The organism is Pandoraea sp. (assembly GCF_004297875.1).
In the GTDB taxonomy this organism is placed as follows: Bacteria; Pseudomonadota; Gammaproteobacteria; order Burkholderiales; family Burkholderiaceae; genus Pandoraea.
On record NZ_SCSK01000046.1, the window covers coordinates 1 to 18,213 of the forward strand.

The window sequence follows — 18,213 nt, forward strand, 5'->3', positions numbered from 1 at the left end:
TCCAGATCCGACGTCAAAATCTCGATTCCCTTGCGCCCCATGATCGCCTCCTGTCCACAGTGATTCGATCATAAAGCAATGCAAATTTATGTAAAGTTATTTCTGGGACATAACACTAGGAGTTGTTTCAATGAGTCGTATATTCAGTCCGCCGCACCCTGGCGCCACGCTGCGCGAGGACGTACTGCCCGCGCTCGGCCTGACGGTCACGCAGGCTGCGCAACAGCTCGGGGTTACGCGCTCCGCGCTCTCGCGCGTACTCAACGAGCACGCCGCGATTTCACCGGAGATGGCGCTACGCATCGAGGCGTGGCTAGGTGTCGAGCGCGGCGGCCGTGCCGACGTCTGGCTGGCCGGGCAGACCGCCTATGATCTCTGGCAGGCACGCCGGCAGAGACGGAAGTTGCGCGTTAAGCACGCGCCGGCAGAACGCGGTCATTGACGCCAAGGCGGAGGAGCCCTCTCGTCCCGCTTCGCACCTCTGAAGTCACGCCGGTCGAAGGCTTCACGAACAGCGGTGCGGCCGCGAAGCCCACATCCAGTACCCGTGAAAAAGACCACGCGCAACGCCCGTTTGGGTGTGCGGTGGTCTTTTTTGTTGCCCCGCTTTTGCGGTTGCGTTAGCCCCGGCGCGGCGGTTGCACGAACGCCGCCGGGGTGCCGCAGGGCAGGAATCGCCCTGCGCCTGGTTCACCGACGAATTGGCCGTTGTCGCAGACGACTTTGCCGGCGGCGATGGTGAGTACCGGCCAGCCTTGCACTTCGGTGCCTTCGTAGGGGGTGTAGTCGACGGCGTGGTGCAGGTCGCGGTTGCGGATGGTGACGCGCCGCTCGGTGTCCCACAGCACGAGGTCGGCGTCGGCGCCGACGGCGATGGTGCCCTTGCGCGGGTACAGGCCGTAGAGTTTGGCCGGCTCGGTGGCAGTCAGGGCGACGAAGCGGTGCACGTCGATCAGGCCGCTCATGACGCCGCCCGAGAACAGCAGCGGCAGCCGGGTTTCGAGGCCGGGGATGCCGTTGGGAATGTATTGGAACGGCTGTTCCTGCCCGTGCAGTTTTTTGCCGTGCGGGTCGTCATAGCGAAACGGCGCGTGGTCCGACGAGAATACGCTGAACAGGCCGTCGGCGATGGCGTTCCAGACCACGTCGCGGTTTTGCGCGTCGCGCGGCGGCGGGCTGCACACGCATTTGGCGCCGTGGTAGCCATGGTCGTCCAGGCCCAGGTCGTCGGCAGTGAGGTACAGGTATTGCGGACAGGTTTCGGCGTAGATGCGCAGGCCCTGCCCGTGCGCCCAGCGTATCTGCTCGATGGCTTCGCGCCCCGAGACGTGCACGATCAGGATCGGCACGTCGACGAGTTCCGCGAAGGTGATGGCGCGGTGCGTGGCTTCGCGCTCCACCGCGCTGGGCCGCGACATCGCGTGGTAGCGCGGCGCGGTGTGCCCGGCCGCAGAAAGGCGGTCGGTGAGCCAGCCGATGCAGTCGGCGTTTTCGGCGTGCACCATGACCAGCGCGCGGTGCTGGCGCGCGACGTCGAGCACTTCGAGAATCTGCCGGTCATTGAGCTTGAGGTCGTCGTAGGTCATGTAGATCTTGAACGACGTGTAGCCCTGCGCGATCAGGCGCGGCAGCTCCTGCTCGAGCACCGCCGGGGTCGGGTCGCTGACGATCAGGTGAAACGCGTAGTCGATGGCGGCCTTGCCCTCGGCGCGGCGGTGGTAGTCGGCCACCGCGGCGGCCAGCGACTCGCCCTTGGCCTGCGCGGCGAACGGAATCACCGTGGTGGTGCCGCCACAGGCGGCCGAGCGGGTGCCGGTGATGAAGTCGTCGGCCATGCGCATGCCGTCGGGCATGGGCTGGTCGAGGTGGCAGTGCGCGTCGACGCCGCCGGGCAGCACCAGGCGCCCGGCCGCGTCGATTTCCCGGCGCCCTTCGGGCAGGCGCCTGGCCAGGGCGGTGATCACGCCATCGCGCACGCCGATGTCGCAGGTGAAGCGATCGGATGCCGTGGCGACGTCGGCATGGCGAATCACCAGGTCGAAGCCGTCCCTGTCTGCCGCCTGATCGGGGGTGTGCGATGGCATGTGCGGCCCTCCTTAGGCGACTTCCTGGAACAGCCGGCCCCAGCCCTTGACCTGGGTGGTGTCGAAGCCGGCCATGCGCAGCGATTTCCACACCACGGTGGCGATCGTGTCATAGATCGGAATGCCGGTTTCGCGCTCCAGCTCGGGCACCAGGTGCGCGGCCTTGAGGTTGGTGCAGAAGGTGGTAATCGCCTCGGGCCGGTCGCGGGCGACGTCGCGCACCATGCCGCGAATCTGGTCTTCGGTGACTTCGGAGAAGCTGAAGTTCACGTGCAGCCCCAGATGGCGCTCGGCCACGCACTGAAAACCCTCGCTGGCGTAGTTGCTGACGATTTTTTCCTGCACGTCGTCGAGGTACGGCGTGGCCAGCCCGAAGCGCTTGGCGCCGGTTTTTTCGAGGATCTCGTTGAGCGCGAGCACCGAGGTGGTGGCGGGGATGCCGGTGGCTTCGGTGATGCGCTCGCACAGGCGGCGGTCGGCCTCGAAGCCGAGCCAGCCCGAGGAGGTGCCGTTCCAGCCGATCACGTCGACCTTGGCGTCGGCCAGCAGCTTGGCCGCTTCGATGATCTTGCTGTCGTCGAACTGGCCGAGGGCGCGGTCCTTGAGCGAGATTTCCGTGACGGTAAAGCGGGAGAAATGGGCGGAGACGCCCGGCAGCCCGGCCACCATGGCGCTCGTCAATGGTTCGAGCGCGGTGTTGGACGAGGGGGTCAACATGCCCAGCAGGATACGTTTACTCATTTAAGGTCATACTCCATCGAGGGTTCCGGCCTTCAGACCGGCAATTTGCGTTGATAGTCGATCAGCGTCGAGCATACGAACAGGCCGATGCCCGCCGCCGCAAAGAACATCAGCGCGAGAAAATAGGAACCGGTGGCCTGCACTATCAGGCCCACGATAATCGGTACCGAGACGCCGGCGATGTTGCCGCCGAGGTTCATCGTGCCGCCCAGGAAGCCCACCTTGTTGCGGGTGCCGAGCAGCGACGGGATGCACCAGTACATGCCGCACCAGCGCAGGAAGAACAACGTGGTGGAAAGCAGAATCACGACCATCATCGGCGTCGTTGCATAGGCTACCGAAAAGATCGATGCGGTGGCGATCAGCGCGGCGATGCCGAACAGCACGCGCATGACCTGGTTGGCGCTTGCGCCGCGCGCGCGCCATTGGTCGGCCAGCCAGCCGCCGAAGATCTCGCCGACGAATCCGGAGAAAAAGATGATGAAGGTGGCGCCGCCCATCTGCGCGATGTTCAGGCCCTGCACCTTGTTCAGGTAAGTCGGCATCCACGTCAGCAGGCCGTAGAACAGCGCGTTGAAGCACATCCAGCCGAACACCATGCACCACACCGAGCGGTATTTGAAGAAGTCGAGGCTGCGCCCGCTAAGGTTGGCCGGCTCCTGGCTGTGCTCGTGGGTGGCGGCGGCTTCGATGTAGCTGGCCTCGGCGTCGTTGACGGCCGGATGCTCGCGCGGATGGTTGCGAATGTAATACCAGGCCAGCAGGCCGACCAGCATGGTGCCCACGCCGGCCACCACGAACGACAGCCGCCACGAACCGATCACGGCGATCAGGCTGGAGATGATCACGGCCCCGAGCGCCGCGCCCAGGGGTGCGCCGCCGTCGAGCAGGGTGGCGCCGCGGCCGCGCTCGTGCGGCGTCATCCAGATGGCATTGAGCTTGCCGCCGGCCGGGTAGATCGGCGCTTCGGCCGCGCCCAGCCCGAGGCGCGTGAGCACCAGCGTGAAGGCGCTGGTGCAGCCCGCCGCGATGGCCTGGAAGAATCCCCAGAAGACGGTGGCCAGCGCGATCACGATGCGCGGCTTGAAGCGGTCGGCCAGCATGCCGCCTGGGATCTGCATCAGCGCGTAGGTCCAGAAAAACGAGCTGAGAATGAACCCCTGCATGGCCGGGCTCAGGTTGAATTCCTTCGATATCAGCGGCATCGCGACCGACAGCGAAGCCCGGTCGACGTAGTTGATTGATATCAGCATCAACATGATCAAGAAAATTTTCCAGCGTACGGTTGTCTTGGCCTGCGTAGGCACGGCAATAGACGGTGCGTCCATGTCCCCTCCTGTCGGTGTCGGAAATATTTGATACGGATCAGCCGGCCAAGCTGATGGATCGACACGTGTCGAACGGAGTATATTATGATTAATCAATAATTACAAATTACGTAATATATTGATTTATTGTGATTTTTTTAAAACGTATGGTTTTGCCTTATGCTCTTGCCGGAATTCAACGCAAAGGGGATGCGCGGTATGGATGTCAAAGTTGACCCAGGGGTCGCACGGCGCGCCAGCCTGCGCCGAGGCGGCATGCACGAGGCTACCGCGCAACGGCTGCGGGAGATGATCCAGGAGGGCGAGCTCGCCCCCGGGCAGCATATCAACGAGCGCGAGCTGTGCGAGGCGTTCGACATTTCCAAGACGCCGCTGCGCGAAGCGCTCAAGATGCTTGCCCTCGAGGGGCACGTCACGCATCGCCAGCATATGGGGTTTCGGGTGGCGCCGATCGATCTGGACGAGCTCGCGGCGATCTTCGAAGTGCTGCACGGCCTGGAGGAAATGACCGGGCGCCTGCTCGCCGAGCGCATCGACGATGCCACGCTGGCGCGGCTGGCCGAACAGCATCAGCGCATGGCCGACTATCATCGCGAGGGCAAGCGCCTGGCCTATTATCGCGCCAATCAGGAGATTCACGTGCAATTGGTGGCCGCCACCGGCAATCCGGTGCTCGCCTCCATGTATGCGACGCTGATGGCCAAGGTGTATCGGGCGCGCGGTGTCGCGAACGCCGACGTGTTGCGCTGGAAGGAGTCGTTCGAGGAGCACGATGCCATCATGCAGGCGCTGCGCGCGCGCGACGGCGGGCGGCTGGCGGCCATTTTGCGCGATCACTCCGAACACACCGCCGCCGAGGTGATGAAGATCCTGCGCGGCCCGCTGGTTAAACGCGCCGGCGCAAAGGGTTGAGGCTGGCGCCCAGGTGACAGTCGGTCCGGCGAGTGTCAATACTCGCGGTACTCGCCGTCGCCCTCGCCGGCATCCGGCTCGGCCGACCCGGTGAGCAGGAACTTCCAGCTCGCAGTGTCGATGCTCTCGATGTGGGCGCCCAGGCGATAGCCGCCGCTCGTGCCGGTGCGGTTGCGCACGGCCGCCTTGAGCGGCACGGCGACCGGCTGGCCACGCCCCTCGGCGCGATCGCCCACGACCAGCAGGGTCAGCGTGGTGTCGAGCGGAATCGCCGCATCAGTGATGATGCTCAAGCCTTCCCTGGAGATGTCCCAGACGCGGATGGTCGACACGGCCCCGGCGAAATCGAGCAACGCATGCCAGTTCACGCGAAATCGAGGCTCTTTGCGTCGCTCGGGAAAGACGGGCGATAGGCCTAGTTTTGAAGCAATATCATTGGTTGTCGAGGCCATCGGCTCCCCCCATGACTTCTCAGTGCATCCCCGGGCGGTGGGGCAGATTGAGATCGCTCAGCGACGTCAGTCTAGCCAGGAGTTGGCACACCGGCAATAGGGGAAACCCTTGCCGCCCATGGCGCAACGCTCGCGCGGCTTATTCGGGTTCCGCTTCCAGGGTCGTTTGCACCCGCGCGAGCAGCGCCGCCAGTTGCCGGCTTTCGGCGTCGCTCAGGCCGGCCATTGCGCGGCGCGCCAGCCGCGCGCCCAGCGCGTGCACCGCCCGATGCATGGCCTTGCCGGACGCGCTCACATGCAGCCGGGTGCTGCGCCGGTCGTTTTCGTCGACCTCGGCATCGAGCAGGCCCTTGTCGCGCAGCCCCCGGATCAACCGGGTCAGCTGCGCCTTGTCGCGCCCGGAGTGAGCCGCCAGGTCGCTCTGCGTGGCGCCGGGGTGCCGCGAGAAGTATCCCAGCACTTTGTCTTCCATATGCGTGAGTTCGTGCGGGCCTTCGCGTAACGCGCGATATTGCCGCGAACGGTACAGATGCATGATGGTATGGATCGACTCGAAAACCTCGTCAGGCGAGGCATCCGGCATCTGGTTGACTTTATCAACTTGTTTTCGCATAATAGGTGTCATTATCAACCAATTTGGAGAAGGCGATGGAAAACGCGATCGGTACGCGCCGCGTGCGCCGGGTCCGTCATGAATTGCGGCATCGGGAGGTCGAGGTCGCCCGCATCGAGGCGCTGGGCCCCAATTTCGTCACGATTACTTTCGCGGGCGAGGCGCTGGCAGGCTTTGTGTCCGACTCGTTCGACGATCATATCAAACTCATGGTGCTCGATGCGCAGGGCGAACCGGTGGGGCGCCACTATACGCCGCGCCGCTTCGACGCGGCCGCGCGCGAACTGACCATCGAATTCGCACGTCATGGCGCGGGCGCGGCTTCGACCTGGGCGCGCAGCACCCGCGTCGGCCAGCCTGCGATCGTTGCCGGCCCGCGCGGTTCGTTAATCATTCCCACCGACTATGACTGGCACCTGCTGGCAGGCGACGCCACTGCCCTGCCCGCCATCAGCCGGCGCCTGGAGGAGCTGCCCGAGAGCACCCGCGCCATCGTGGTGGCACTGGGCGAGCCGGGCGACCGGCGCGAGTTTTCCAGCCGCGCGCAATGCGACGTGCGCTGGGTCGCCAGCGCCGACGCTTTCCTGGCGACGCTAAGCGCGTTGCGGCTGCCGTCCGGCGAGGGCTTTGCCTGGTGCGCGGGCGAGGCCGCGGTGATGGCCAAAGCGCGCGAGATCCTGCTGCGCGAGCAAGGCCTGCCGAAAGAGGCGATGCGCGTGGCGGCCTACTGGAAACAGGGCGCGTCGAGTTTTCACGAGCACCTGGAATAGGCAGGCGGGTGGCACGGTATTCGCGCCCTCGCCGTCCCCCCTTATCCTCATTCCGCCCTCACTCCCGCCTTCCCCGCTTCGCCTGCGCCATTGCCGCAACCCCCTGCCCGGCCGCGCCGTCAAGCACGGCCGGGCAGGGTCTGTGGGCCGCCCGCAACGCAACCCTCAAGGTGACGGAGTAACTGCAAACTGTTTGTAAAAAATCAAACCCCCCGGTCAAGCTCGCGACTATGCTGAGCCGACAAATGAACGCACCATGCGCCCGTGGTTGACACCCAACACCGCAGCATGGCGCCGGGAGAAACGAAGATGTCGAACGAGTGCGCAAAAACGGGGAAAACCACGGCCGCAGGATGCCGGAGCATGGCGCGGCGAGCGTCAGAGGCCAACTGGCTGAGCCGGCATCACAGAACGGTGCTGTCGCTGGTGGCCGCTGCCCTGGTGTGGTCGGTCCCGGCGCTCGGCCAGGAACTGGTCCCGCAATCGCCCACCGCCGATCAGCCATCGCCCTCGGCGCAAGTGCCCAGCCTGCCGGCACAGGCACCGGTCGACAACGCCGTGCCCGGCAAGGCGCCGGATCGCATTCCGACGCCGGCCAGCCCGGTAAGCGCCGCCGGCGCCCCATTCTCGCTTGGCTCTTTTTTGCTTTACCCCGAGCTCGATGCGACATGGATGTACGACAGCAACGTCTTCTTTTCGCCCAACGACACGTGGCTGAGCGACCGCGCCTGGGTTTTCTCGCCGGCGCTGTGGGCGCTGTCGAACTGGACCAAGCACGAACTGGATTTTCATGCGTCGCTCGACAGCACGCGGTATTCGACCTATACGTCGGAAAACTCGAATGACTATCATTTGAGCACCGAAGGGCGCTACGATTTCAGTTCGGATACCAACGTGTATGGCGGCGTGCACTTCTCGCAGGAGCATGAAGACCGCGAGTCGCCCTCGGCGCGCAATGGGTTGACGCCCACCCAGTATCATCAGTTGCGGCTGTATGGCGGCGTGTTCCACCAGTTTGGCCGCGTCACCGTGCGCGTAGCCGGCACCGCCCAGCAACTGACTTACAACAACGTCAACTTCCTCACCGGCAGCGGCGTCATCAATATCATCAACAACCAGGACCGCGACCGCTGGCAATATGCCGGCGGCGTGCGCGTCGGGTATGAAATCACACCGCGTGTCGAGCCCTACGTGCAGATCGCCTTCGACAACCGGCGCTACGACAGCGCGGTCGACGATCTGGGTTATCAGCGCGACTCGAGCGGCATGCGCTACCTGGCGGGCGTGCGCTGGAATGTTCCGCGTGTACTGAAACTCGACGCCTTTGCCGGGTGGATGCAACAGGACTACCAGGACCCGCGCTTTGCCAATGTCAGCGCGCCGGTAATTGGAACTGCGCTGCAGTGGTCGGCCACCAGTCGCACCTCCGTGACCGCGTACCTCGACCGGACCATCGAGGAAACCACCGTGACGTCGACACCGTCGCCCAGCGTGGTGCTGGTGTCGTCGAGCTACGTCAACACCTATGCGTCGCTGGGCGTCGAGCAACAGCTGACCGACAAGCTGACAGTGCGCGGCACAGGCTCGCTGTCTCACGTCGCCTACAAGGGCATCTCCCGCACCGACGACTACTACGGACTCACGCTGGGGCTTGTCTATCGCTTGCACCGGAATCTGTATTTCGATCTGAGCGTCACCGGTCGCAGGCTGAATTCGAGCGTGCCCACCGAAGACTTCAATCAATACACCGTGATGGCTCGCGTGGCGATTCCGTTCTCGCACTGACCCGCGCCAATTCCCGTCAACTTCGCTCGCGCGCCGGTACCGATTTGCCGGCGCGTCGCCGCATGCTTTGGTCACCGCGCATGAGGTATTCGGCGCATTCTTTCAAACCCTGATCCAACGCGATGCGCGGGGTGCGAAACCCTTGATTCGCATCAATATCCGCGCGTTGCCAACTGTAACAATGCAATCGAGTGATACAAGCCAATCCAGGTGGGTTGGCTCCCAACGCAACCATTAAAGCGCACTCAATCAACCACGAGCACAGAGGAATATCATGTCCACCAAGACCCTACCCCTGAGCAAGATTGCCATTGCCGCCGCAGCGTCGCTGGGCATGGCCCTCAGCGTCAGCAGCATCGCCCCGAACTGGCTGGCGTCGATCGCGCCGGTGGCTTCCGTGCATGCCCAAACCAGCACACCCAAAGGCCAGGGCGGCCCGAGCGCCGACCGCGGCAGCAAAGGCAAGCACGGCTCATCGACCGAACCCGGCGCGAGCGGCTCCGGCCAGGGCGGCCCGAGCGCCGACAGCGACGCCAAGGGGCCGAAGTACGGCGGCGGCGGCTCCAAGCCGGCGGCTGGCACGCAAGGCGGCAAACCTGCCTGGGCGCAAGAAGGCATTCCTTCGGACCTCGAACTGGGTCGCCTGAACGTGGCACGCGCGCCGTCCCATGTGCTTGACCGTTCGCTCGCCGACGCGCTCTCGAGCATGCAGCCGACGTTCTACAACCAGGTCCTGGCGATCGCCGACAACGCGACACTCTCCATGGATCAGAAGGTCGCCGCGCTGCAGACGCTGGTCAAGTCGACCTTTACCGACACGTCGATCGTGATGGTCGACTCGCCGCTGCAAAACCTCGCGCTCTACAAAGACATGCTGAGCACCGGCCAGATTGTCAGCGCCTCGGGCACCTACGACGCCAACACGGCCACGCGCGCCCTGCTGCTGGCGGCGGTCTTCATCGGCACGGCATCCGACAAAACGCTGCCGGTCAGCCCCGCAACCGTCGATGCGGTCAACAAGATCATGTCGCTGACATTGCCGGCGGGGGTCTCGGACACCGATCTGGGCGCGGCAGCCGAAGCGGTGCGCGCCGCGATTGCGGAAGCGCATGGTTGATCGGCCCGCCCGCCACCGTCCAGGACGCTCGCTACCGATTGCTCGAGTCAAGAAAATGAACGCTGTCATTCAACATAAGGTTCGCGTCACGGCAATTGCCCTCGCGATCATTGGCACGCCACTGCTCGTATTGGAGCTCGCCGGCGTGCCGGCCGCACCCGGCATGATCGGTACCGTGTATGCACAGGACGCCGGCGGCGGCCACGACAGTGGCGGCGGCAGCGGCGGTAGCGGCGGTCACGACAGTGGCGGCAGCAGCAGCGGCCACGACAGCGGTGGCGGCGGCGGCGGACATGGCGGCGGCAGTAGCGGCGGCGGGCACGAAGGGGGCGGCGAAACCGGGGGAACGGTCGAAAAAGGCCACGGCACGCGATACGGGCACCAAGGCCACGAGAGCGGTCAGCACCAGGGGGCCATCTCGCACCCGACGCCGGGCGCCGACCGGTTCGGCGGCGGCAGCGGCGTGCGCGGCAACGGCCAGGTGCCGGAGGGCGTTGGGCGCTACGGCAGCGGCGCGGCCAGCATGCAGGACGTTGGCCGCACCCGCCTGCGTTACTGGGGCGGGTGGTCCAATCCGAGCGATCCATTGACGCCGCCCGACTCCGGCACCGAGACAACCGATCCCGGCACGGGCACCGCGACCTCCGACTTCATACCGGGCCCCGGCGGCGGTCCGGCCGTCAATGTGCGCAGCTCGCTCGACAGCTCGCAGCGTTGCCAGGGCGTGGCGCCGGGCATGGCGGCCACGCAGCAATTCAGCGGCGGCAATCTGTTGCGCCTGAACGAAGCGCGCGGCGAAGTCGACCCCGCGCTGGCCGCCAGCGGCAAGATCGTCTCGCCCTACCTGATGGGCAACCTGCAAAACGAGCTGATCAAGCCCGCGCCAAATCCCGAACTGGCGGGCACCCTGCTCGGGCTGGTGGCCAAAACGCCGGTCACGCCCACAGCAGTCAAAAGAATCGGCTTTTTGCTGTGCGCCAGGATGACTGACGCGCAAGCCGACCAGATTGCCCAGATCGCCGAACAGCAGCGAGCCGCGCTCGCCGCTGCACCCACCGCCAGGAAATGACTATGCGAAGCTTGGCCGACCAGATTCGCCGGCAATGGACGTTGCCGCTGACCGTTGTACTTGCCGTCGCGGCGGCAACGCTGCCCGATGCCGGCGCGCAGGGCCGCGCCAGCACCGCCACGGGCCCTTCGAACGGCACGCTCGGCGGCGGGGCGAACGGCGCCTCCAATCGCGGCGGCGCGGGTGGCGTAAGCAATCCGAGCCCGGGCGCGGGCACGGGCTCGGCCGCCAATGGCGGCGGCGCAAGCGGCCGCACCCCGCAGGCGACTGAATCGTCCCGGCAGGGCTATCTCGGCGGGCGCACCACGCCCGTCGTCACGCCGCCGCCCGAGACCCCGCCAAGCACCTCGACCACGACGCCCGCCGCGCCGTTGACGGTGCTGCCGGCGAGCCAGTTCGGCAAATGCGCGCATTCGGCAGCGCTCGCATCGCCGCAGGCCCGCCTGAGCGGCAACAATCTCGCGCGTATCGACGCGCTCGCCGACGGTCTGATGCCGGGCACCCGGCAAGGCACGCTGACCGCGCGCTATTTGCTGGCCGACATGCAGGCCGAACTGGAAAAGCCGGATCCCGATCCGCTGCTGGCCGGCACCTATCTGGGCATGGTCTCGGTGCGGCCAGTGACGGAGGACCTGGTAGCGGTGGTGAGCGAATCGCTTTGCGCGCCGCCCCTGCCGCCAAGCCGCGCGCGCGCCATCGCCGCGATCGCGGAAGCGCAGCGGCTCAAACAGTTATCGCAAGCTGGCGCGCCGGAAGTCGCGCCCACGAAGTAGCCGGCCATCTTCTTTAAGAAAATTTCTCACCCTCGCGGGCAATCGCCCGCACGCAAAGATTGGAGAGCATCATGAAATCACGCAAATTGCTTGGTTCGTTGGCCGTGTCGTCGACCCTCGTTTTGCTGTTGGGCGCAAACGTGGGCATCGCCACCGCGCAGGACCGCATTCAGGATCGCACCCAGGATCAGACGAAAGATCAGTTACAGGACAGGGATCGCCTGCAAGACCAGGACCGCCTGCAGGACAGAACCCGCGACCGCACGCAGACGCAATCGCGCGACACGATCTATGGCAGCCAGTTGATGACGCAGCGCGAACGCAATGAATACCGCGCCAGAATGCGCGCGGCGAAAACCGCGCGCGAGCGTGAAACCATCCGTCTGGAACATCACCGCCAAATGCAGGAACGCGCGCGCGAGCGCGGCGTGACCCTGCCGGACATGCCGCCCGCGCGCGGCAATAGCACCGGTGGCCGTGGCGGCTTCGGCGGTGGCGCAGGCGGCGGCATGGGTGGCGGCATGGGTGGTGGCATGGGTGGTGGCGCCGGCGGTGGTGCAGGCGGCCGCTAAGGCGAACCGCCCAGGGTAGCCACGGAGCGAACTCGGCCTCCGTGGCATTCAATTTGCCTGTGAAAAGGCCTGGCTAAGGCGCGCGCTTGCGCGCCCGTTCGAGATGATCGACAAGCATGCGGGCGGGCAGCGGCAGCGTCTCGAAATTGCGCGCGAGCAACAGCAGCGGACGCATCGCCCACGGGTCTTCGAGCTTCACCACGCGCAACGGCGCGGAGTGAAGATAGGGACGCACGCTGTCTTCGGGCAGCACGCCGAGTCCGAGACCGGCGCCGACCATATTGCGCACCCCCTCGAAGCTGGTCACCTCGATGCGCACGCGCAGGCGCTTGCCGCTGCGCTCGGCCGCGGCACGGCATAGCTTCGAGATCGACGTGCCGTGCTGCATGCTGACGAACTCGTCGTCGAGCGCCTCGGCGAATTCGATGCTCGAGCGTGTGGCCAGCCGATGGTCGGGCGGCACGATCAGCACCAGGGTGTCGGTGCTGTAGGGCCGCCACTGCAGATCGCCCAGCGTGCCGGGCGTGGCCGAGCAAAGCCCCAGATCGGCGATACCGCTGGCAATCGCCTGCACCACTTCGTCGCTGCGCTTCTCGACCATGTCGACGCGCACTTCCGGATTGGCGCGCAAAAATGAATGCAGCGGCCCGGGCAGGTACTGGACCATCGCTGTGAAGTTGACGTAGATGCGGGTGTGACCACGCAGGCCTTCCGAGTATTCGGACAACTCGTCGGCGATCTGCTGCAGATGCTCGATCATCCGCCTGGCGTGCCGGTAGAGCGCCTCGCCCGCCGGCGTGGCCTGCACGCCACGGCTGTGCCGATACAGCAGCAGTGTGCCGGCGTCGCTCTCCAGGTCGGAGACGCGCTTGCTCACGGCCGAGGCGACCAGGTGCGTGCGCACCGAGGCGGCGGCGATGCTGCCCTCCTCGACGACCGCCACGAAAATGCGCAGCGATTCCATGTCGAAACGCAGCGGCCGGTCGTTTGCCATGCGCATTTCTCCCCTCCGATGCGGGTTTTCCCGTAGAAATTTACGATGTGCGCCATCGCGGCTGACGATGGCTGCATTGAACATTGAGAAGTTCCCAAAATGCTCGGTAATCCCCATCCTTATGGGCGTTAGCGCATTGGCCAGGATGCGCCGAGCATCGCGTAATACGATTCTAAGTCGGCGCGGCGGCTTTGTCCCGCTCCTTGCGCCCGCCCGCTCGGCGAGCCGGTCCGAATGCCATGGAACTTCACCTGCTTCGCACAAGGATTCGCTTTTTCGATGAGCGCACCACTTTTTTCGCCGTTCGAACTCGGGCCGCTCAAGCTCGAGAACCGTATCGTCATCAGCCCGATGTGCCAATACAGTGCGCTCGATGGTTCGGCCAGCGCCTGGCATCGCACGCATATCGGCAATCTGTCGCTCAGCGGCGCCGGACTGCTGCTGCTCGAGGCCACCGCGGTGGAGGCGGCCGGGCGTATCACGCCGTTTTGCCTGGGCCTGTATTCCGATGCCAACGAACAGGCGCTCGATAACGTGCTCGAGGCCGTGCGCGAATATAGCGATATGCCGATCGGCATCCAGTTGTGCCATGCCGGACGCAAGGCTTCGAGCGAGCCGCCCTGGCGCGGCGGCAAGTTGATTCCCGCAGCCCAGGGCGGCTGGGCCACGTACGCACCATCGCCTTTGGCGCACAATGACGGCGAGGCGCTGCCGGCCGCACTTGATCGCGCCGGCCTGGCGCGCATTCGCGAGGCGTTCGTCGCCAGCGCGCGGCGCGCGGCCCGGCTGGATCTGGCCGCCGTGGAACTGCATTTCGCGCATGGCTACTTGCTGCACCAGTTTCTCTCGCCGCTGGCCAACCAGCGCGGCGACGAATACGGCGGCTCGCTGGAGAACCGCATGCGTTTTCCGCTCGAGGTGTTCGACGCCGTGCGCGCCGTCTGGCCCGCCGGCAAGCCCCTGGGCGTGCGCGTGTCGGCCACCGACTGGGTCGACGGCGGCTGGGATCTGACGCAGACCATCGACCTGGCGCAGCGCCTGCGCGAGCGCGGCTGCGACTGGATCGACGTGTCGACCGGCGGCGTCTCGCCGCGCCAGCAAATTGCGGTCGGGCCGCATTACCAGATGCCGTTCGCCCGCGCCGTGCGCGAAGCGGTCGGCATGCCGACCATCGGCGTGGGCCTGATCACCGATGCGCAGCGCGCCGACCAGGCGATTCGGGATGGCGACGCCGACCTCGTCGCACTGGCGCGCGCCATCCTGTGGGATCCGCGCTGGCCGTGGCACGCCGCCGCCGCGCTTGGCGCCACGCTCAAGGCACCGCCGCAGTATTGGCGCTGCGAGCCGCGCGGCGCCGCTCGCGTGTTCGATGGCGCTTCGTTCGGACAACGTTAATTGCAGCACCCCAAACCCGCGCAGCCTTGCTGCCACACCGATTCACCGCACCACCCGCAGGAACGACGAAGGAGACATACATGGAACAGGGACACTTGGCGGCAAGCGCCGGCTCGCGCTGGCATAGCGGCCTCACAGCAATGCACTGGCGCGTTCTAAAGGCCAGCTTTTTGGGCTGGATCTTCGATGGCTACGAGGCGCTGGCGCTCGTGGTCGTACTCGGGCCGATGCTGCATTCGGTGCTCACGCCCGCGCAGGCTGCCTCGCCGACGATCTACGCCGGCACGGTGATCGGCATCACGCTGCTGGGCTGGGGCGTGGGCGGACTGGTCGGCGGCATTATGGCCGACTACATCGGGCGCAAGCGCATGATGCTGTGGTCGGTGTTCCTGTACGCGATGTTCTCGGGCCTGACGGCGTTCTCGCAGAGTTTCTGGGTGCTGTGCTCGCTGCGCTTTCTGACCGGCCTGGCGATGGGCAGCGAGTGGAGCACCGGCATCGCGCTGCTGTCGGAAACCTGGCCCGAGCGGGCGCGCGCCAAGGGCGCCGGTTTCCTGCAATCGGGCTTCGGCTGGGGCACGCTGATCGCCGCGGTGGCCTGGTATGCGCTGTCGAGCACGCATCCGATGGGCGCCGACACCTGGCGTCTGATGTTCGTGCTGGGCGCGCTGCCGGCCTTCGCCGTGCTGTACCTGCGGCGCGGCATCAACGAGTCGGAAAAATGGCAACGCGCGGTACGCGAAAAGCGCTGGGGCGCAACCGGCGCCGAGCCGGCCGCCGCGACGGCTTCCGGCAAACGACCGTTCACGCTGACGCAGTTGTTCACCGAGCGCGAAGCCCTGCGCCGCACGTTGATTCTGCTGGTGCTGTCGATTGTCACGACGGTCGGCTGGTGGGCCATCTCCAGCTGGCTGCCGGGCTACTCCATTGCGCTGGCCAAGGCTGAAGGCGTGGCCAATCCGGTGTCATGGGGCTCGAAGGTATCGATCTCGTACACCGTGGGCGCCATCGTCGCCTATATGGTCGCGGGCTTCATCGTCGACGCGATCGGCCGGCGCACTTTCCTGTCGCTGACTTTCATCGGCTCGCTGGCCACCACCATCATCACCTACAAGATGACCAGCAGTGTCGAGGCGATGATGATCATCGCGCCGATCAACGGCTTCTTCACGCTGGGCTGCGCCTATGTGTGGATGGCCATTTATCCGTGCGAGCTGTTCACCAGCACCGTGCGCTCGACCGCGATCAGTTTCGTGTTCAATGCGGCGCGCCTGATTGCCTGGGTGTTCCCGATCATCGCCGGCACCATGATCAAATCGTTCGGCGGCGTCTCGCATGCGGCGCTGGCGATGGGTTCGGTCTACGTGCTGGGCATTTTCCTGCCGTGGTTCCTGCCCGAGACGCGCGGCACCGGCATGCCTGACTGAAGGCGACGGCGGCCCGCGCCAGCGGGTTGCCGCCAACGATGGGCTGGCCGCCCTCGGGCGGCCGTTGCCGACGCGGGTTGTTATCATCGTGTTCGATGGCCGGTCACGCCGGCCGCTTCGAGCAGACCGATGCCCCCGCACGTGCCGCACTCCAAGCCCCGAAGCGCATCCCCGCGCACCTCGGGCATCATCGACACCGACCTGCCCGCACGGCTCGACCGCTTGCCGTGGGGCCGCTTTCACCGCCTGATCGTCGTCGCGCTCGGCATCACCTGGCTGCTCGACGGGCTCGAAGTGACGCTGGCCGGCGCGGTGGCCAGCGCCTTGCGCACCAGCCCCGCCCTGCACCTGGGCAATACCCAGATCGGCCTGACCGGCAGCGCCTATATCGCCGGCGCGGTGCTCGGCGCGCTGGGCTTCGGCTGGCTCACCGACCGTCTTGGGCGGCGCAAGCTGTTCTTCGTCACCCTCACGCTGTATCTCGCGGCCACCGCAGCCACCGCGCTGTCGTGGAGCTTCGCGAGCTTCATCGCATTCCGCTTTCTGACCGGCGCGGGCATCGGCGGCGAGTATGCGGCGATCAATTCGACCATTCAGGAATTCACCCCGGCGCGCGTGCGCGGCTGGACCGACCTGGCGATCAACGGCACTTTCTGGGTCGGTGCGGGCCTGGGCGCGGCCGGCTCGCTGGTATTGCTGGCGCCCGGCGCGCTGCCGCCCGACTGGGGCTGGCGCGCGTGCTTCCTGGTGGGCGCGGCGCTCGCGCTGGTGATCCTGCCGATGCGCGCGTGGGTGCCGGAGAGCCCGCGCTGGCTGGTGCTGCGCGGCGAGCAGGCGCGCGCCCATACCATCGTCGGCGACATCGAGGCCCGCCTGCGTGGTGCCGGCCACGTGTGGGACGAGGCGCCGGCGGCGCGCCTGCGATTGCGCGCGCGCCGCCATACGCCGCTGCGCGAGGTGTTCGATGCCCTGTTCCGGCGCCATCGCCGGCGCGCGCTGGTGGGTCTGTCGCTGATGAGCGCGCAGGCGTTTTGCTACAACGCGATCTTTTTCACTTATGCGCTGGTGCTGACCGATTTCTACGGCGTGCCCGGTGCGCGCGTCGGCTGGTATCTGCTGCCTTTCGCGCTGGGTAATTTTCTGGGGCCGCTGCTGCTCGGCCGGTTGTTCGACGTGCTCGGCCGCCGCACGATGATCACCCTGACCTACGCGCTCTCAGGCGTGCTGCTGGCGCTCAGCGGCTACCTGTTCGCCCGGCACTGGCTCACGCTCACGACGCAGACGATCGCCTGGATGGTGATTTTCTTCTTCGCCTCGGCGGCGGCCAGCTCGGCCTACCTGACGGTGAGCGAATCGTTCCCGCTGGAAATCCGCGCGCTGGCGATTGCCGTGTTCTACGCGTTCGGCACCGCGCTGGGCGGCATCGCCGGCCCGGCCGTATTCGGCCACCTGATCGCCACCCATCAACGGAGCGACGTTTTCACCGGTTACCTGGTCGGCGCGGCGCTCATGGTGGCCGCCGCGCTCATCGAAGCACGCTGGGGTCTCGACGCCGAACGCCGGCCACTGGAGGAAGTCGCGGCGCCGCTGTCGCGTGTCGCCGATGATGATTGAGCGGGTACGGCAGGCGGCGCAGCGACCTTCGTGGTACCTCGTGCCGGGTCTTCTGCTGGGCATTGCCTGACGTCGAGTGCCTCGCTACCCCGCCACCGGCAACGCGCTGGTGCATTTGACCTCGTCCAGGCAAACGCTTGATTTCACGCCGCTCACACCGGGGATCTGCATCAGCGTGTCGAGCAGAAAGGTCGACAGGTCCTTGAGATCGCGGGCGACGACTTTGAGCACGTAGTCGATGTCGCCGGTCACCGAGAAGCATTCCTGGATTTGCGGCAGTTCGGCCACGAGGTTCTGGAATTTCGACATGTCGCGCAAATAGCCACGCTCCATCGTGACGTGAATGAAGGCGACCACGCCAAAGCCGAGGCTGGCGGCGTCGAGCCTCGTTTCATAACGCTTGATGACCCCGGTTTCCTCCAGGCGGCGATGGCGGCGCAGGGTCTGGGCCGGCGAGAGCTGGACGGCGTCGGCCAGTTCAAGATTGGTCGTGCGGGCCTGTTGTTGCAAGACGTCGAGGATGTGGCGGTCAACCCGGTCGAGCTCGTTGCTATGCAATTTCTCCTC

The 18,213-nt window shown here is 65.9% G+C and carries 18 protein-coding genes; 11 read left to right on the top strand and 7 right to left on the bottom strand.

What is annotated here, in order from left to right:
• Nucleotides 1–130: 130 nt before the first annotated feature.
• Nucleotides 131–442, top strand: coding sequence for a HigA family addiction module antitoxin (locus EPN80_RS13455; protein WP_293028020.1), 312 nt, complete (start codon nucleotides 131–133; stop codon nucleotides 440–442).
• 178 nt (nucleotides 443–620) lie between these two features.
• Here EPN80_RS13455 and hydA read toward each other — a convergent pair whose 3' ends face one another.
• The 3 genes from hydA to EPN80_RS13470 are packed head-to-tail and all read right to left on the bottom strand — an operon-like array spanning nucleotide 621 to nucleotide 4,153.
• Nucleotides 621–2,084 carry a dihydropyrimidinase gene (gene hydA / locus EPN80_RS13460; protein ID WP_293028023.1) on the bottom strand — a complete coding sequence of 488 codons (1,464 nt, stop codon included), beginning with the start codon at nucleotides 2,082–2,084 and terminating at the stop codon, nucleotides 621–623.
• Between the two features lie 12 nt (nucleotides 2,085–2,096).
• Complete coding sequence (locus EPN80_RS13465) at nucleotides 2,097–2,825, bottom strand: aspartate/glutamate racemase family protein (protein WP_293028026.1); 729 nt, start codon at nucleotides 2,823–2,825, stop codon at nucleotides 2,097–2,099.
• 32 nt (nucleotides 2,826–2,857) lie between these two features.
• Nucleotides 2,858–4,153, bottom strand: coding sequence for an MFS transporter (locus EPN80_RS13470; protein WP_293028029.1), 1,296 nt, complete (start codon nucleotides 4,151–4,153; stop codon nucleotides 2,858–2,860).
• Between the two features lie 198 nt (nucleotides 4,154–4,351).
• Between EPN80_RS13470 and EPN80_RS13475 the strand changes: the two genes are divergently transcribed.
• Nucleotides 4,352–5,065 carry a GntR family transcriptional regulator gene (locus EPN80_RS13475; protein WP_293028032.1) on the top strand — a complete coding sequence of 238 codons (714 nt, stop codon included), beginning with the start codon at nucleotides 4,352–4,354 and terminating at the stop codon, nucleotides 5,063–5,065.
• Nucleotides 5,066–5,100: 35 nt separating this feature from the next.
• Here EPN80_RS13475 and EPN80_RS13480 read toward each other — a convergent pair whose 3' ends face one another.
• A complete protein-coding gene (locus EPN80_RS13480) occupies nucleotides 5,101–5,517 on the bottom strand; it encodes a PilZ domain-containing protein (protein WP_293028034.1) in 417 nt (138 codons plus the stop codon).
• Between the two features lie 139 nt (nucleotides 5,518–5,656).
• Nucleotides 5,657–6,130 (bottom strand): MarR family transcriptional regulator, encoded by a 474-nt coding sequence (locus tag EPN80_RS13485; protein ID WP_293028037.1) that lies wholly within the window; start codon nucleotides 6,128–6,130, stop codon nucleotides 5,657–5,659.
• A gap of 35 nt (nucleotides 6,131–6,165) precedes the next feature.
• On the opposite strand from EPN80_RS13485, the gene EPN80_RS13490 reads away from it, so the two are divergent.
• The 6 genes from EPN80_RS13490 to EPN80_RS13515 all read left to right on the top strand — a co-directional run bounded on the left by EPN80_RS13490 (nucleotide 6,166) and on the right by EPN80_RS13515 (nucleotide 12,216).
• Nucleotides 6,166–6,900 (top strand): siderophore-interacting protein, encoded by a 735-nt coding sequence (locus EPN80_RS13490; protein WP_293028040.1) that lies wholly within the window; start codon nucleotides 6,166–6,168, stop codon nucleotides 6,898–6,900.
• A 363-nt stretch (nucleotides 6,901–7,263) separates the two neighbouring features.
• Nucleotides 7,264–8,685, top strand: a complete 1,422-nt coding sequence (locus EPN80_RS13495) for an outer membrane beta-barrel protein (protein WP_293028043.1) — start codon at nucleotides 7,264–7,266, stop codon at nucleotides 8,683–8,685.
• Between the two features lie 274 nt (nucleotides 8,686–8,959).
• Nucleotides 8,960–9,802, top strand: coding sequence for a hypothetical protein (locus EPN80_RS13500; protein WP_293028046.1), 843 nt, complete (start codon nucleotides 8,960–8,962; stop codon nucleotides 9,800–9,802).
• A 55-nt stretch (nucleotides 9,803–9,857) separates the two neighbouring features.
• Nucleotides 9,858–10,871 carry a hypothetical protein gene (locus EPN80_RS13505; RefSeq protein WP_293028049.1) on the top strand — a complete coding sequence of 338 codons (1,014 nt, stop codon included), beginning with the start codon at nucleotides 9,858–9,860 and terminating at the stop codon, nucleotides 10,869–10,871.
• Between the two features lie 2 nt (nucleotides 10,872–10,873).
• Entirely contained in the window at nucleotides 10,874–11,644 is a 771-nt protein-coding gene (locus EPN80_RS13510) for a hypothetical protein (RefSeq protein WP_293028052.1), read from the top strand.
• Between the two features lie 71 nt (nucleotides 11,645–11,715).
• Entirely contained in the window at nucleotides 11,716–12,216 is a 501-nt protein-coding gene (locus EPN80_RS13515; protein WP_293028055.1) for a hypothetical protein, read from the top strand.
• A gap of 73 nt (nucleotides 12,217–12,289) precedes the next feature.
• On the opposite strand, the gene EPN80_RS13520 is transcribed toward EPN80_RS13515, so the two are convergent.
• Nucleotides 12,290–13,210, bottom strand: coding sequence for a LysR family transcriptional regulator (locus EPN80_RS13520; RefSeq protein ID WP_293028058.1), 921 nt, complete (start codon nucleotides 13,208–13,210; stop codon nucleotides 12,290–12,292).
• A gap of 279 nt (nucleotides 13,211–13,489) precedes the next feature.
• Here EPN80_RS13520 and EPN80_RS13525 point away from each other — a divergent pair, with 279 nt between their 5' ends.
• From EPN80_RS13525 to EPN80_RS13535, 3 genes are all read left to right on the top strand, one after another.
• Nucleotides 13,490–14,605 carry an NADH:flavin oxidoreductase/NADH oxidase gene (locus EPN80_RS13525; RefSeq protein ID WP_293028060.1) on the top strand — a complete coding sequence of 372 codons (1,116 nt, stop codon included), beginning with the start codon at nucleotides 13,490–13,492 and terminating at the stop codon, nucleotides 14,603–14,605.
• An 80-nt stretch (nucleotides 14,606–14,685) separates the two neighbouring features.
• The gene (locus EPN80_RS13530; protein ID WP_293028063.1) at nucleotides 14,686–16,032 is read left to right on the top strand and encodes an MFS transporter; all 1,347 of its coding nucleotides are present in this window, start codon (nucleotides 14,686–14,688) and stop codon (nucleotides 16,030–16,032) included.
• A gap of 129 nt (nucleotides 16,033–16,161) precedes the next feature.
• Complete coding sequence (locus EPN80_RS13535; RefSeq protein ID WP_293028066.1) at nucleotides 16,162–17,646, top strand: MFS transporter; 1,485 nt, start codon at nucleotides 16,162–16,164, stop codon at nucleotides 17,644–17,646.
• Nucleotides 17,647–17,730: 84 nt separating this feature from the next.
• On the opposite strand, the gene EPN80_RS13540 is transcribed toward EPN80_RS13535, so the two are convergent.
• Complete coding sequence (locus EPN80_RS13540; RefSeq protein WP_293028069.1) at nucleotides 17,731–18,204, bottom strand: Lrp/AsnC family transcriptional regulator; 474 nt, start codon at nucleotides 18,202–18,204, stop codon at nucleotides 17,731–17,733.
• Nucleotides 18,205–18,213 lie beyond the last annotated feature (9 nt).